This is a genomic window from Bifidobacterium imperatoris (genome assembly GCF_002860405.1).
GTDB classification, from domain to species: Bacteria; Actinomycetota; Actinomycetes; order Actinomycetales; family Bifidobacteriaceae; genus Bifidobacterium; species Bifidobacterium imperatoris.
In genome coordinates, this window is record NZ_NMWV01000006.1 from 1 (window position 1) to 13,416 (window position 13,416).

General features: G+C 58.5%; 11 protein-coding genes, 1 tRNA gene and 1 pseudogene. 10 read left to right on the forward strand and 3 right to left on the reverse strand.

Annotated features, from left to right (window positions below; translation table 11 throughout):
* A partial coding sequence (locus Tam1G_RS11870; RefSeq protein WP_423734937.1) for a transposase-like zinc-binding domain-containing protein occupies positions 1-185 on the reverse strand: 185 nt, incomplete at its 3' end.
* Between the two features lie 920 nt (positions 186-1,105).
* Entirely contained in the window at positions 1,106-1,879 is a 774-nt protein-coding gene (locus Tam1G_RS02715) for a hypothetical protein (protein ID WP_101625377.1), read from the reverse strand.
* Positions 1,880-1,929: 50 nt separating this feature from the next.
* Here Tam1G_RS02715 and rpmB point away from each other — a divergent pair, with 50 nt between their 5' ends.
* The 10 genes and pseudogenes from rpmB to Tam1G_RS02760 all read left to right on the forward strand — a co-directional run bounded on the left by rpmB (position 1,930) and on the right by Tam1G_RS02760 (position 7,376).
* A complete protein-coding gene (rpmB, locus tag Tam1G_RS02720) occupies positions 1,930-2,166 on the forward strand; it encodes a 50S ribosomal protein L28 (RefSeq protein ID WP_101625378.1) in 237 nt (78 codons plus the stop codon).
* 57 nt (positions 2,167-2,223) lie between these two features.
* Positions 2,224-2,394 (forward strand): 50S ribosomal protein L33, encoded by a 171-nt coding sequence (rpmG, locus tag Tam1G_RS02725; RefSeq protein ID WP_101625379.1) that lies wholly within the window; start codon positions 2,224-2,226, stop codon positions 2,392-2,394.
* 13 nt (positions 2,395-2,407) lie between these two features.
* Complete coding sequence (gene rpsN / locus Tam1G_RS02730) at positions 2,408-2,713, forward strand: 30S ribosomal protein S14 (RefSeq protein WP_101625380.1); 306 nt, start codon at positions 2,408-2,410, stop codon at positions 2,711-2,713.
* Between the two features lie 57 nt (positions 2,714-2,770).
* Positions 2,771-3,028, forward strand: coding sequence for a type B 50S ribosomal protein L31 (locus Tam1G_RS02735; RefSeq protein WP_101625381.1), 258 nt, complete (start codon positions 2,771-2,773; stop codon positions 3,026-3,028).
* A 38-nt stretch (positions 3,029-3,066) separates the two neighbouring features.
* Positions 3,067-3,189, forward strand: coding sequence for a 50S ribosomal protein L36 (rpmJ, locus tag Tam1G_RS02740; protein WP_012578244.1), 123 nt, complete (start codon positions 3,067-3,069; stop codon positions 3,187-3,189).
* Positions 3,189-3,356 (forward strand): 50S ribosomal protein L32, encoded by a 168-nt coding sequence (gene rpmF / locus Tam1G_RS02745; protein WP_101625382.1) that lies wholly within the window; start codon positions 3,189-3,191, stop codon positions 3,354-3,356. Before rpmJ ends, rpmF begins: the two co-directional genes overlap by 1 nt.
* Before the next feature lie 207 nt (positions 3,357-3,563).
* Complete coding sequence (locus Tam1G_RS02750; protein ID WP_101625383.1) at positions 3,564-5,261, forward strand: metal ABC transporter substrate-binding protein; 1,698 nt, start codon at positions 3,564-3,566, stop codon at positions 5,259-5,261.
* Between the two features lie 224 nt (positions 5,262-5,485).
* Positions 5,486-5,617, forward strand: a pseudogene (locus tag Tam1G_RS11610) (IS3-like element ISBlo9 family transposase); the annotation flags it as partial.
* A 520-nt stretch (positions 5,618-6,137) separates the two neighbouring features.
* Positions 6,138-6,209, forward strand: a tRNA-Thr gene (locus Tam1G_RS02755).
* A gap of 345 nt (positions 6,210-6,554) precedes the next feature.
* On the forward strand, positions 6,555-7,376 hold the full coding sequence (locus tag Tam1G_RS02760) for a YoaK family protein (protein ID WP_165781881.1): 822 nt from the start codon (positions 6,555-6,557) through the stop codon (positions 7,374-7,376).
* A 96-nt stretch (positions 7,377-7,472) separates the two neighbouring features.
* Here Tam1G_RS02760 and Tam1G_RS02765 read toward each other — a convergent pair whose 3' ends face one another.
* Complete coding sequence (locus Tam1G_RS02765; RefSeq protein ID WP_101625385.1) at positions 7,473-13,373, reverse strand: endo-alpha-N-acetylgalactosaminidase family protein; 5,901 nt, start codon at positions 13,371-13,373, stop codon at positions 7,473-7,475.
* Between the last annotated feature and the right edge of the window lie 43 nt (positions 13,374-13,416).

Genomic DNA, 13,416 nt, shown 5'->3' on the forward strand with positions numbered 1-13,416 from the left:
GCCTGGGATCGCTTCGAAAACAACCAATCCAATCCGCAGCGCAGGCCACGGGCCTTCACGTCATAGACGCGCGACGTCGATGAACCACATCCCGGGTCCTTGCACCTCCAGCGGGTTCGCCCCGCCGAGGTGGTGCCGTTCCTTTTCATCTCGCCGCCGCAGGCCGCGCATCCGGGTGTCCTCATGCACCCAGTCAAACAGAAGACATTCAAACACCCGCCAGGCCTTGCGGTGCAAGGCCTGACAGCCTATTCCGGACACACATTCTGGCCGGCCCTGAAAGTCCCGGCAACCACATTCAAACCAACGAAACACCAATCATTCCAAGGCCTCACAAGCCAAAACAGACACACATTTTGGCCTATAACCCCGTTCTGGGAGCGCCGTAGTCCGTCACCATGTCATGCTCCCTCTGCACGGCTCACTCACCGAGCCGGTCATCCCCTTGCTGGGTTATTCCGCAGGGGCACCGCAGCGCCCCAAGACCCTCAACCGCAAACGACAATCAAACCGGGCGCATCTCCCGAAGAACCTACGGAGCAATCACAAATAGCCTCACCGCAGGAAACCACTCCGAATTGTCGATTTTTGGTGAATTGTCCACAGCCTGAACGCCTCGGGACAGCCATAACGGCACAGTTATCCACGGAAATGCGACACATCGTCGCATTCGATTAACGGAAAAGCGGTTTCCCGTAGCCGATTACCTCCTGCCAAGCAGGGCCCCTCTACATCCGTACATCCATCCGTGACAGGTTGGAGTCCGCAGGCCAATGCTCAACCCCAACGCCGACGACCACATTCAACCACTTGCAACCGGCGTCCAGCAGTTGCTCGCCGTCAACCGGAATACATCGAGCCCCACCTCCCGCACAACCTTGGGATTTTATGATTATGTGCGATTCTTTACTGTTCTCTGACTCCCTTCCAGAGTAATGCAGAGGGTGCCTCGGCATGAACCGAAGCACCCTTGAATACCAGGAGCCTTCCCCGATAGCGCGAGTCCACTCCCCTTGGCACAATGTCGCGCCGCACCATCCGAACAGCCTATCCGATTGCGCACCATCGCGCGCTGCCGCACAGTGCCGTTTCCTGACACGTCACTTCACAGCAGCGGCGAAACAACGCCGGACGGCTCCCTCACCACATCAGCAAGCCCCACGGTGTGGGCATCCTCACAAATCAGCGCATCGGCCGAGGCGATCGCCCGGATGATGTCGCGGCATTTGCATTCGCCGTCCGCGTCCAGATGGCGAGCCAGGCAACCGGCACCGACCACCGGCAATTCGAGCACGCACGAGGCCTCACGAATCAAACGGGAAACCACCGCGCCGGTGGATCGCTCGTCATAGACGCCATCCGCCTCGCCCATGCCGTAGAGGCACAGCCGGTCGTCGTCAAAGAAGCGCTCCTCGAATTCGTCAAGACCCACGGCATTGGCGATGGCACCCACGAACATCGACTCGCCCCACTCATTGATGCGGAAGGAATCGGCCAGGTACTGCGCGATCGGCGCCGCTTCAAGACCCACCGGCAACGAGACCAGGAATACGCCCGCCTGCCCGCACAGCGACTCCAGCACTCGCTCGAGATCATGCTTGACGGTGCAGCTCAGGCAACACTCCTCAAGCCCGAATGAGTCGGACTCGCCGAACGCCACCCCGCCCGCCTGCGGACGCACGATGTTGCGGATGATGTCGAGCCCCGACTCCACGGCACCATTCGGACGCACGTCATAGGAAATCGAACACACAGATGGGCATGAGTCGACAAGCGAGAACGCCACCGAGTCGGCGCTGAGCCGATCGGCGCCAGTAAGCAGCACCACGGGAGTGCTCCCCTCCGCGTTTCCCTGTGATTGCAATGCCGGATGAATCATGACAGCCTTTCTGATTTGATAATGATTATCATTATGCTATAGTCGCAGGCATGTCCAAAACATGTCAAATTCTGGGAACGCGCGCCGGGGTCGGCAACAGCGTCTCCCACTCGCACAGGAAAACACGCCGAACGTTCGCCCCGAACCTGCAATCCAAGCGGTATTGGGTGCCGTCCCTGCAGCGCCACGTCACCCTTACCGTGAGCGCCCGGGGCATAAAGACCATCGACCGCATCGGCATCGAGGCGGCCCTCGCGCGCATTCAGCGCAATCAGGAACTCAACTGACGCACGCAAGATGCGATCCGCACTCCATACCCTGACACCCGATAGAAAGCACCAATCATGGCAAGCAAATCCGCCGCAGTGCGTCCGGTCATCACTTTGCGATCCACCGCAGGCACCGGCTTCACCTACACCACCACCAAGAATCGCCGCAACACACCGGATCGCCTCGAACTCATCAAGTTCGACCCGGTGGTCCGCAAACGGGTGCCGTTCCGGGAAACCCGCTGAGAAGGAGCCAGACATGGCCAAAACCAGTAAGATCAACCGGCAATTGCAGCGCGAACGCATGGTCGCCAAATACGCTGAACGCCGCGCCGAGTACAAGCGCGACAGCGTCAACCCGCATCTGAGTGCCGAAGAACGCGCCGAGGCGATGCGCAAACTGCAGGCACTCCCCCGCGACGCCAGTCCCACCCGCCTGCGCAACCGCGATTCCATCGACGGCCGCCCGCGTGCCTACAACCGCAAGTTTGGACTCTCGCGCATCAACCTGCGTGAGAAGGCGCACAAGGGCGAGCTGCCCGGCGTGGTGAAGTCCAGCTGGTGATTTCACCGGCGCGGCCGCAATCCAATAACCATCAATCACAACCAAAGGTCCATAACCATGCAAGAAGGCATCCACCCCGAATACGGCCCCGTGGTCTTCTATGACCGCTCCGCCGACAAGTACTTCCTGACCAAATCCACACTGGTTTCCAAGACCAACAGTCTGCCGACCATCGACTGGGAGGACGGCAACACCTACCCGCTCGTCAACGTGGAGGTGTCCAGTTACAGCCACCCGTTCTATACCGGCAAGAACGTGGTGCTCGACACCGCCGGCCAGGTGCAGAAGTTCAACGCCCGATACGGCAGGAAGTAGTCCGAACCCACCCCATCCGCAACAAGAAAGGAACGGATATGAAAGTCAAAGCATCAGTCCGCTCACTGGCTCGCAAAGACGGTTCCTATGTTGTCCGTCGGCGCGGCCACCTGTACGTGATCAACAAGAAGAATCCCCACTGGAAGGCAAGGCAAGGCTAATGGCACTGCCCAAATACAAGACGTCCCGAGCCAACACGCATTCTCGCCGAGCCAATTGGAAGGCCAAAGTACCCCAGTTGGCCACGGTCAGAACGCCCGAAGGCGAAGTGGCTCAGGTTCCGCAGAATCTGGCCGCCGCCGTACGAAAGGGGTATATGAAACCATAACCACCATCGATGGATTCCACATCCATCAAGTCTCGCAACAACATGACAGCGGCGGTTCCGCCCCGAATAGTCACGGCACGTGTTCTTCTCCTATTTCCTCCACATGCCGCCGTTCATGGGCACGAACCGCCGCTACCATATCGACCGACCATCCGCATATATCCACACGTATTTTCGAGAGAAAAACATTAGGTAGAAAGTCAGAGCATGACTGATCCAAATACCAGCCAGCCCTCAACCAACCACTCCAAGAACCATCAGACCGACAGTCCGATTGGCGGCAGTGCATCCGATAGCACCGCGCGCAGCAGCAATGCATCCGCTGTCATAACCACCGTCTCCAAACGCAACACCATCATCGGCATTGTCGTCGCTTTCGTTATCGGCGCCGTACTAGGCGTCTTGATTCTCGGCGCATTCACCTCCCTCAAGCCAAACGGCTCGACTTCATCAACCGTAGGCAACACCGCGAGCCCAGCCGCAGACGCCACCAATGACTCCTGCGACACCACCTTCACCGTGGTCGCCTCAGTCAACCAATGGGGATCCTTGGCCCAGCAGCTCGGCGGCTCCTGCGCCACAGTGACTTCGCTCATCAACTCGACCTCCGCCGACCCACACGATTACGAGGCCACCGCATCCGACCTGGCCAAACTCGCCAAGGCGGACATCGTGGTGCTCAACGGCGCAGGCTATGACAGCTGGGCTGAGAAAGCACAGCTTGATACCAAGCGACAGGCCGTTGTGAACGTGGGCGATCTCATGGGCATCACCGCCACTGAGGAGCACGAGCATGATCACGACCACGCCGACGGCGAGGAAGGACATCATCATCACCACGGTTCCACGAACCCGCACCTGTGGTTCAGCCCCGAAGCCGTGCTGAAAGCCGCCGAGGCCATCAACGCCGCCTATACGGACAAGGCCGGCGCGAGTTCCGCCACCGCCGCCACCGCTCAGCGTCACTTCAACGAGTGGAATGGCGAGTACGCCGACTTCGTGACCCTAGTGAACAAGGCCCGCTCCACCGACGTGCAGCGCCGCTATGTGGCCACCGAATCCATCATCAGCTATCTGCTGGAATACATCGGTGCAATCGACAAGACTCCCGCAACTTACACGAACGCGATGAACAGCGAAGCCGAGCCCTCCGCGGCGGACCTCAAGAACGCCATGAACATCGTCTCCGGCAATGACATGGACCTGCTCGTCGTCAATCCGCAGGAAATGAACGGCTTCGCCAAGAAACTCAACGAGGCCGCGCAATCCAGCAACAAGACGATCATCTCCGTAACCGAACAGCTGCCGGAGAACCAGAAGACGCTGCTTGGCTGGCTCACGCTGATCGCCAACCAGGCTCTGGCTGCCGACACCACCAACGGTTACTTCCTGACCCAGGACGTCAAGGACCGCAGCCTGTCCGACTACGAGGGCGAGTGGCAGTCCGTCTACCCGCTGCTCCAGGACGGCACACTCGACAAGGTGATGGAGGCCAAGGCCAAGAAGGGCGACATGACCGCAGCCGAATACACGAAGTACTACGACGTCGGCTATAAGACCGATGTGGAGAGAATCGCCATCAAGGGCGATCAGATGAGCTTCACCCGAGGCGGCAAGACGGCCACCGCCACCTATGAGTACAGCGGCTTCAAAATCCTCGACTACGCCAAGGGCAATCGCGGCGTGCGCTATCTGTTCACCGCCACCGGCGACGCGCCCGAAGGTGCACCGAAGATCGTGCAGTTCTCGGATCACGGCATCGCGCCAACCAAGGCCGCGCACTTCCACATCTTCATGGGCAATGATTCCCAAGAAGAGACCTTGAAGGAAATGGACAACTGGCCCACGTATTACCCGGCGTCCATGAGCAAGGAGGAAGTAGCCACCGAGATGCTGGCTCACTGATTCCTTCCCTGACCCGCGATGCCACCTTCTGCCCCGGCAGATACCGGTATCGCACCATGCAATACGGGGATACTTGCGTATGCGCAGGTATCCCCGTTGCCATATTCATCCCGCCTCCAGCATTGGACCCTCAAAGTACATGCTCACACGAAGTACCAGATTGGATTGGCTACAAGGTATTGGACGGTTTTGTGAGGGACCGGGCAACGAAGGAGTTGATGGTCATGGCCGATCCGAGGCATCCGCGCAGGTTCACGGAGGAGTTCAAGAGACAGATAGTGCAGTTGTGCGAGAACGGCAAACCTCCTGTGGAGATCGAGCGTACCGGTTCGGACACGCGGCACATGGCACATTCTCACCCCATCGCAACCACCCCGTGAATGACGTGAGGGCCCGTCACGACGCGCCGCGGACGCGGTAACAGAGGTGGTACGGCGAGCGCGCGAATCCCCCAAACCCCAAGCAGCAGTAAGGCTGAGCCGACCTGAAGGTCGGTGTCTCGTATCCTCCGCCATCAGGGTTTTGGCTTTCACCAAAACCTTTTTTGTTATCCGCGCCCACATGCATATACGCAACGGTTCAAATATGTGCACAATCGTGCACATTCACTGTTTTTGCAGTGGCGTGGCATGACACATATTCCGAGATGACCGAATTCCCACAATTTTCGTGCCACAACAGCGCATAAAAACACGAAAATGCGATTACGTGGCACATCCGAATGCCACATGAGCGCAAAATAGCCAATATTGCGCTCATGTGTACAACTTAGAGCACCCGAATACTTCCTCGCACACCCGTCGATTTGCGTAATACGCGATTGCGTGTATTGTTGTGCAAGTTGCCTGATGGCCTTCAAGCCGTGCGCACATTATCGCCCCGATAGCTCAGTGGTAGAGCACTTCCTTGGTAAGGAAGAGGTCGTGAGTCCAATTCTCACTCGGGGCTCTCAATCACCACTCGATGCCGTACTCGGCATACATGTACACATCGTATTGGTAGTCGTTGCCGTGGCTCATATCGTTGTGATGCGATTCATGATGGTTGTTGTCAGACTGCATAATCATTCCTTTTCCTAGCCTCATCGGTATTACGACCAGATATAGCGAAATCGCGTTACCGAACTATGCGCGTTCAGCGAATCGCAAGTGAACTCATAGCAAACTGTTGCACACACTCCGCATGCGGGCGCAGACTCATTGACATATACCGTCCGGCACACACTTCATAATGTGCAAGGCCGCGCGCCAGCTATTGAATACCACCAAACAGCGAAGGAAAGCCTCTCACACCATGACCTCACACCTTGCCGAAGCAGGACGCACACTGATTCCCCGCAAGGATGATCGCTATGGTCTGCTTTCACCTGCGTTGGTCATCCTCACGTTTGTCGCCGGACTGGTGGATGCGTTAAGTTACTTGGCACTCGGTCATGTATTTGTGGCCAATGTGACCGGCAACATTGTGTTCCTTGGTTTTGCATTTGCCCACGCGCAGGGCTTCGTCTGGTGGACTTCGGCGCTGACGTTGGCCACGTTCATGATTGGTGCGTTCATCGGCGGGCGCATTATTCATTACTTTGGAGCCAATCGTGCACGTCATCTGCTGGTGTCCACATCGATCCAGCTGGCTTTTGTGGCAGCCGCGCTCGTAGGCATTTATCTGCTCAATCAGTTTGCGCCTGAACCCTCGATGGGTGGCACTGATGCTTCAGCCATCGCCCGCGCGGCACAGCCCAGTCTGAACTTCCCTACTGCTCGGCATATTGATTTGCATATTATTCTGCTGATTGTGCTGCTCGCTCCCGCTATGGGCATTCAGAATTCCACTGCTCGTAAGCTTTCGGTGCCGGATTTGCCCACGACTGTGTTGACGATGACGTTAACTGGGATTATCGCTGACACTTCGGCGCATGGTCATGAGCAGTCCAAACTTGGCCGGCGCGCGATTGTGATGCTGGCTTTGGCGCTTGGCGCTTTGACTGGAGCCACGCTGCAGACGCGCGGTCATGAAGACGTTATTTTGATGGTGATGATTGTTTGTCTGATTGCGGTCATTGTGATGATGATTCCGCATGTGCATTCCGATGCCCGCTGGGTGACCGGAAAACACTGATTTATATACAAATCGGCCGGCGCTGGGCATTGCTGCCCGGCACCGGCCGAGATAAGGAGTGCTCCTTATGTGGTCGCGAACCTTACGGTTTCACGATCACATCTCCTCGCGATTGCGGCGGTAGGCGATTGCGGCGCCGGCACCAGCCAGCAGCAATCCAGCCACAGCAATCGTGGCGACATTGGCACCCGTGTTGGAGACGACATTGCCATCACCCTTGGCAGCGGTACGCTTCACCAAGCCGGCAATTGCCTTCTCGAGAGCCTCGCGAGCCGCGTCGACCTGCTTCTGCGTGGCGTTGCTGTTGTCGGAGACCTCACGGGCCTTCTTCAGCGCAGCGCGCAGAGCGTTGGCGGAGTCATCGGTGTAGAGACCCAGGTTGATGGCGGCGGCCTTGTTGATGGTCGCGTTCAGAGCAGCCTTGTCAACCACACCCGGTTCCGGATCCGGCTTCGGCTCGGTGGCGGCTTCCAGCTTGGAGATGGCGTCCTGAAGAGCGCTCAGGGCGGTATCCACATCCTGCTGGGTGGCGTCATCGTTGTCGAGCACCTGCTGTGCAGCCTTCAGTGCCTTGGCGAAAGCTTCCCACGAGTTGGTCGTGTAATCGGCCTTCTCAAGCTTGCTTGCCTTGTTCACTGCAGCCTGCAGGTCGGTCTTGTTCACCTCAACCGGGCCAGGGCCAGGCTCCTCACCGGTCTTCTCGAGACCAGCGATAGCGGATTCGAGGTTCGTCAGAGCCAGAGCCACATCGTAAGCGGCGGCCTTATCGTTATCCGCCACGGTTTGTGCGGCTTCGCGGGCCTTGACCAGCGCAGTCCAGCTTTCGGCCGTGTAGTCGGATTCCTTAAGACCGTTAGCCTTGGCGATGGTGTCGTTGAGGTCGGTCTTGTCCGGAGCGACGGTCTCTTCCTTGACCTCGCGGTCGGTGGTGAGACGAAGTTCAGCCGCGGAGGCGAACTTGTTGGCCTGGGAGTCGCTCTGGCCTGCGGAAGACAGGACGGTCAGGCGCACGGCGGTCACGTTCTCGACGGCGTCGAAGCTGGCCTTCTGCCACATGGTGGTGGTGGAGAACTCAGCATCGGTGACGACATCCTTGGTGGTGCCATCCGCCAGGGTCAGCGTGATCTTGTAGCCCTTGATCTTGCCGTTGGCGTTCATGCCTCCGGAGCGCGGCAGGTAGCGCAGGCCGTTGATGGTGGTCGGTTTGTTGAGGTTGAACTGATACCACGCGGTGCCGTTGCCGACTGCGTTCTCGCTCCAGCTGGTGTGCCAGTGGGTGCTGTCGTTGCCATCCTGTGCCAGATCGGCCGGGCCTTCGCTCGGCAGGCCTGCGGTAGGCTCTTCGCTGCCCGTGGCCACGGTGTAGCCGCCCAGCTCGTCGGAGCCGTCAGCTGCCACGTCGTACTTGTCGCTGCTCTCGTTGCCGGGAGCAGTCTTCATGTACTCGTCGAGGGCCACGAGAATGTCGTACGCCTTGGTGAAGTCCTCAGCGGTTGCGCCATTCTTGTCGATGAGCACGCGAGCCTTGACCAAGGTGTCCTGGTACTGCTGCCATGCGGCATCGGAGAGCTCAGCACGCTTGGAATCGTACTTGCCGCGGATTTCCTTGACCTTGTCCTGCACTTCGGCCTTGGTGCGGGTCTGGGACTCGATGCGCTCGATCTTCAGGTTGTCGAGCACGAAGTCCTTGTATCCGCCGAAGTCCTGTGCATTGCCGGTGGAACCCTGCAGATCAGGTGCGGTTGCGGTCGAGTAGATGCCGAACCAGGAATCGCCGTTGACGCCACCGGTCAGCTCGAACTCGGCCTTGCCGGTCTTGCCCAGAGCCTGCTTCAGGTTGGTCAGCTTCACACTGCCGGCAGAGTATTCACCCTGACCCACAGCGATGGCGTAGATGTCATCGGAACCGGACTGGTAGTCGAAGCTCACCTTGTACTTGGCGCCCGCCTCGAACTTCACGTTCTGCGGGATCGTCTGGTAGACCAGCGTGCCCTTCTGGGTCAGGCCGTTAACCTTCACAGACCAAGTGCCATCGAGCACATCGTCCATCTTCTTGACATCCCAACCGGCCTGCGTGAACGGAGCATGCAGCTCGGAGAGGTGGATGCGGTTGTCCTCAACGCCTTCGGAACCGGAGACCACGAACGGCCAGATGCCCTGGGCGTTGTTTTCGAATCCGTTGGTGAGGGACTTCAGCGTGCCGTCCTTCTCATAGGTGATGCCGGAGTACTGGTTCTCCACGATGCGCACGTCGTCGAAGTAGGTGTGTGCTCCGTCAGTGCTCTTGTGAGACAGGGTTACCGTGGCATCGCCGTTCTCAGGCGCGGTGAAGAACACGTACATGTTCTGGAAGTAGCTGGAGCCATTTTCCGTATCGCTGTTCGTGTTGTGGCCGTATGCCTTGATGTAGTTCTTGGCGATGGACTTGCCGGTGGAGTTGGTGGCCAGCACCTTGCCGCCGCTGGTTACGGTGACGGATGCGTCACCGGTGCTGCGGTTGTCAACGCCGACATACAGTGCGTACTTCTGGCCAGCCTTGAGGTCGGTCAGGCGCTGGGAGACGTCAACCTTGCCGGTGAGGCGCAGCATGGCGTTGTTATCGCCTTCGACTTCAGCCTTGCCGGAGCCGCTAACGGTCCAGTTGTCGGTGAGGGTGTTGGAGCCGCCGTTGAAGCCAGCATCCACAACGTGCATGCCTTCGCTCCAGTTGACCTGAATCTGCTTGGCCTCGCCCTTGTACACCACGTACGGGGTTTCGGCATCAGCGGTGAGCGTCACCTTGCCGCCGGAGACGGCCACGGTCTGCTCGTTGGTCTTGCCCTGATCGGTGAGCTGGTACACCTTCACGCTGGAGAGGTTCTTCCAGCTGTCCGGCAGGGTCCAGGTGGTGGTGCCACCCTTGGTGTTCCAGTGGTAGAGCTTCTGCTCGGAATCCTTGACCAACTCGCCGGTGGAGGAATCCCACATCCACGGCAGCAGGTAGGACTCGTCGCCGGTAGCCTTACCGTCACCCCTAGAAACCTCGCCGGAGGCGACCGTCACACCATTGAAGGTGATGGTGCGCTGGCGGTAAGCCGCACTGGAGGAATCATTGGAACCACGGGAGAGCACCACAACGTTACCGTTGGAATCCTTCAGGGTAATCTGCTCGTTGCCGTTGTTCGTGTTCGGATCGGACACGGCAGTGGCATTGCCATTGTCGGCGGTCAGCAGCGGGTTGTTGACCCAGCGGGTCACCTTGAAGTGCTGAATGAACTTGGTGGATACATCATGGGTGTACAGGTTCTTGATGTAGGCGGCATAGTCGTTGCGGCCCTGCCAGCCTTCGAAGTCCTTCATGTTGTAGCCGCCGAGCAGCGGAGCGTTGGCAGCGCCACCGTATTGTGGGTAGTCGCCAACCCAGCTGTCCTTCTGGTGGTTACGCAGGAAGCGCATCACTTCGGAGTTCTCGCCCTTGGAGGTGTAGCCGCCGTAGGTCAGATCGGCTGCCCAGTGCTGGAAGGTGGAGTCGTACTCGTTGCCGGAACCCCATTCGGTGGTCATACGCCAGCCGTTGTCGTTGATCATCTTGCTCATCTTGCGGGTTTCCCAAGAATCTTCCGAACCGGAAGAAGTCAAGTTGCCCCACACATCGAGGTAGATGAAGTCCATATTGTCGCCGACTTCCTTGCTGAGGTCAGCGAAACGGCTTACGCGGGAGCCGGATGCCAGATCGTAGATGCCGTCGATACCGACACCCTGATCAAGCCAGTTCCAGCCGTAGCTCAGGCCACCTTTGGAGTTGCGGCGCACCATGTCCTCGCTGAAGGCCTTGGCTTCCGGATACATTTCGGAGGCGTTGACGTGCACACCGAAGCGAGCGCCATACTTGGAGCCCTCTTCCATCATGGTGTTCATGTCGTCGGCACCGCCGAGACGCTGGCCGATATCGCCGTAGTCCGGGTGGCCGGAGTCGTGGCCTTCATTGCCGTAGCCCTTGAGCAGCACGGACTGGCCGAGGCCATCGGTGTTCAAGGCCACCTTCTTGACGTTGTCAAGCGTGGTGAGGAACGGGTTCTGCGCCTGGGAGCCGAAGTTCATGGCGATACGCCATGCCACCAGTTCGGGCACTTCCTCGGACTTGTACGGGTTGTTCATGATGTCGCGGTAGGCGATTGCGCCATCCTGCCAATTGACGGCACCGTCTTCGTTCTCGTCACCGGCGATGGCCACGGCCATCTGCGGCAGAGCGGTTTCGGCCACGGTGTACTTCTTGCCCTTGGAATCGGTAACCGTGCGGTGGTAGTACCACGGAGCGCTGGCCAGGCCCAGAGAAGTGGCGTCACCAGTCTGCTGGGTGGTGGCGTAGACACGCGTGTTCTGGCTGCCGCCGCGCACAGGAGCCGCCACATAGGTGCCATCATGCTCGGAGTTGCTCCACAGGCCGGCACTCAGGCCAGCACCGGAGATGAAGCCGTAGGTGTAGTCACTATCAGTGACGTTAGTATCTTCGGTCACTGCGAAGTTGGTATCGCCAGGCTTCTGCGTGTTGGAAGACATACGAGCACCAGTGAACTGGGCATTTTCCTGGCTGGAGCGCACGGAAACGAGGCTCTGGTTCGGGAAGGACAGCGTCTGGATGGCGTTCTTCTCCACACCGTTGCCTTCAGGAATGCCTTCGGACAGGTTGTTTTTGATCTTGGTGACGTTGAGGTGCAGCTGGTTGGCCTTGACCGTGATCTGAACGGTGATCACCGCGTCGATCTTCTTGGCCTCGTCCTTGACCTTCAGCGTGTAGGTGGCTTCGGTATCGGATACCTTCTTGAAGGTCACGTCATCGTCGGTCAGTTCGATGTTGGTGCCGTTGATTTCAACAGTGCGCACATCCTTGGTCTGGCCGTACATCACCTTGCCGTTGGTCAGAGTGTACTGAAGCACGGAGGGGAAGCTCTTCTTGATCTGAACTTCCATCTTCTTGGTCTTCAGCGTTTCGGAGGCAACCGGAACGGTCTTGTTGAGGGTGATCGGATCAATGGCGAGATCGGCATCGCCCACGGTCACCTGCTGGGAGACGTCTTCATAGCCTTCCTTGGCAATCGACAGCGTGTATTCGCCGGCTTCGATATCGGCGAAGGAGAAGGTGCCATCAGCTGCGGTCTTGGCCTTGGTCTTGCCCAGGCGAACAGCAGCGCCTGCGATGGCGGCGCCTTCAGCATCAACAACCTTGCCGGAAACCGCGTGCTTGGCGACTTCGGTAACCTCCGGGAAGTCCTTGATGTAAACGTCGGTGACCTGGCTCAACGACTTCCAGGAGCCGGCCTTGATGGCGAGCTTGTTGGAGAGGTTCGTCATGGCGGAGTAGTCGACGTCGAATGCCTTCTGGCCGTCCACGGTCAGCGTGGCGACCTTGGCGTCGGTCCAGGAGACTTGAATGTCGTGCTCGTCGTTGGCGCTCGGAGCAGCGATACGAGTACCGCTGTAATAGCCGCCGCTACCGCCACCGGTGTAGGTCTGCCAGAACCAGCCTTGTGCATCGTAGCCGATGAACAGGCCGCTGCCCGGATCGTTGTAGCCCAGGTAGAAGCCGAAACGGTTCGCTTCGCCTTCCTGCGGGGACTTGATGGTGGCATGGAAGGAGCCGGCCTTGGAGAAGTCGTAATCCGTGCCCCACACGGCTACTGCCGGCCAGTTGTTGCTGGAGCTGGGGTCCGCTGCCGCATTACCGTTAGAGGCAGTGGACTTGAGGTGCAGCCAACCGTTTGCCATCTCCAGGATTTCGCCGCCCTGAGCGATGTTGGAATCAATGGTCCAGCCTTCAACCGCATCGGCTTGTGCGGAAGGAGTCTCGGAAGCAGTTGCAGAATCAGAAGTATCGTTGATTTGCTGAATCTGACTTGCCAAAGTCTGCAAGTCAGCATCAGACAGGGGTACTGCGAACGCAGTACCCCCCCCGCTGCCCATGCAGGTTAAGGCTAACGCTGTTGCCAGCGCAGCTGATATAGTCTTCTTCTTTTTCATTAACTATATTTTCCTTAATCTCTTCTTCGAGGTGAAGCAAATG

Excerpts from the sequence above, each read along its gene's own strand:
- rpmG (WP_101625379.1), top strand. The coding sequence starts at position 2,224 with ATGGCAAGCAAATCCGCCGCAGTGCGTCCGGTCATCACTTTGCGATCC.
- rpsN (WP_101625380.1), top strand. The coding sequence starts at position 2,408 with ATGGCCAAAACCAGTAAGATCAACCGGCAATTGCAGCGCGAACGCATG.
- Tam1G_RS02735 (WP_101625381.1), top strand. The coding sequence starts at position 2,771 with ATGCAAGAAGGCATCCACCCCGAATACGGCCCCGTGGTCTTCTATGAC.
- Tam1G_RS02760 (WP_165781881.1), top strand. The coding sequence starts at position 6,555 with ATGACCTCACACCTTGCCGAAGCAGGACGCACACTGATTCCCCGCAAG.
- Tam1G_RS02765 (WP_101625385.1), bottom strand. The coding sequence starts at position 13,373 with ATGAAAAAGAAGAAGACTATATCAGCTGCGCTGGCAACAGCGTTAGCC.
- rpmB (WP_101625378.1), top strand. The coding sequence starts at position 1,930 with ATGTCCAAAACATGTCAAATTCTGGGAACGCGCGCCGGGGTCGGCAAC.
- Tam1G_RS02715 (WP_101625377.1), bottom strand. The coding sequence starts at position 1,879 with ATGATTCATCCGGCATTGCAATCACAGGGAAACGCGGAGGGGAGCACT.
- rpmF (WP_101625382.1), top strand. The coding sequence starts at position 3,189 with ATGGCACTGCCCAAATACAAGACGTCCCGAGCCAACACGCATTCTCGC.
- Tam1G_RS02750 (WP_101625383.1), top strand. The coding sequence starts at position 3,564 with ATGACTGATCCAAATACCAGCCAGCCCTCAACCAACCACTCCAAGAAC.
- rpmJ (WP_012578244.1), top strand. The coding sequence starts at position 3,067 with ATGAAAGTCAAAGCATCAGTCCGCTCACTGGCTCGCAAAGACGGTTCC.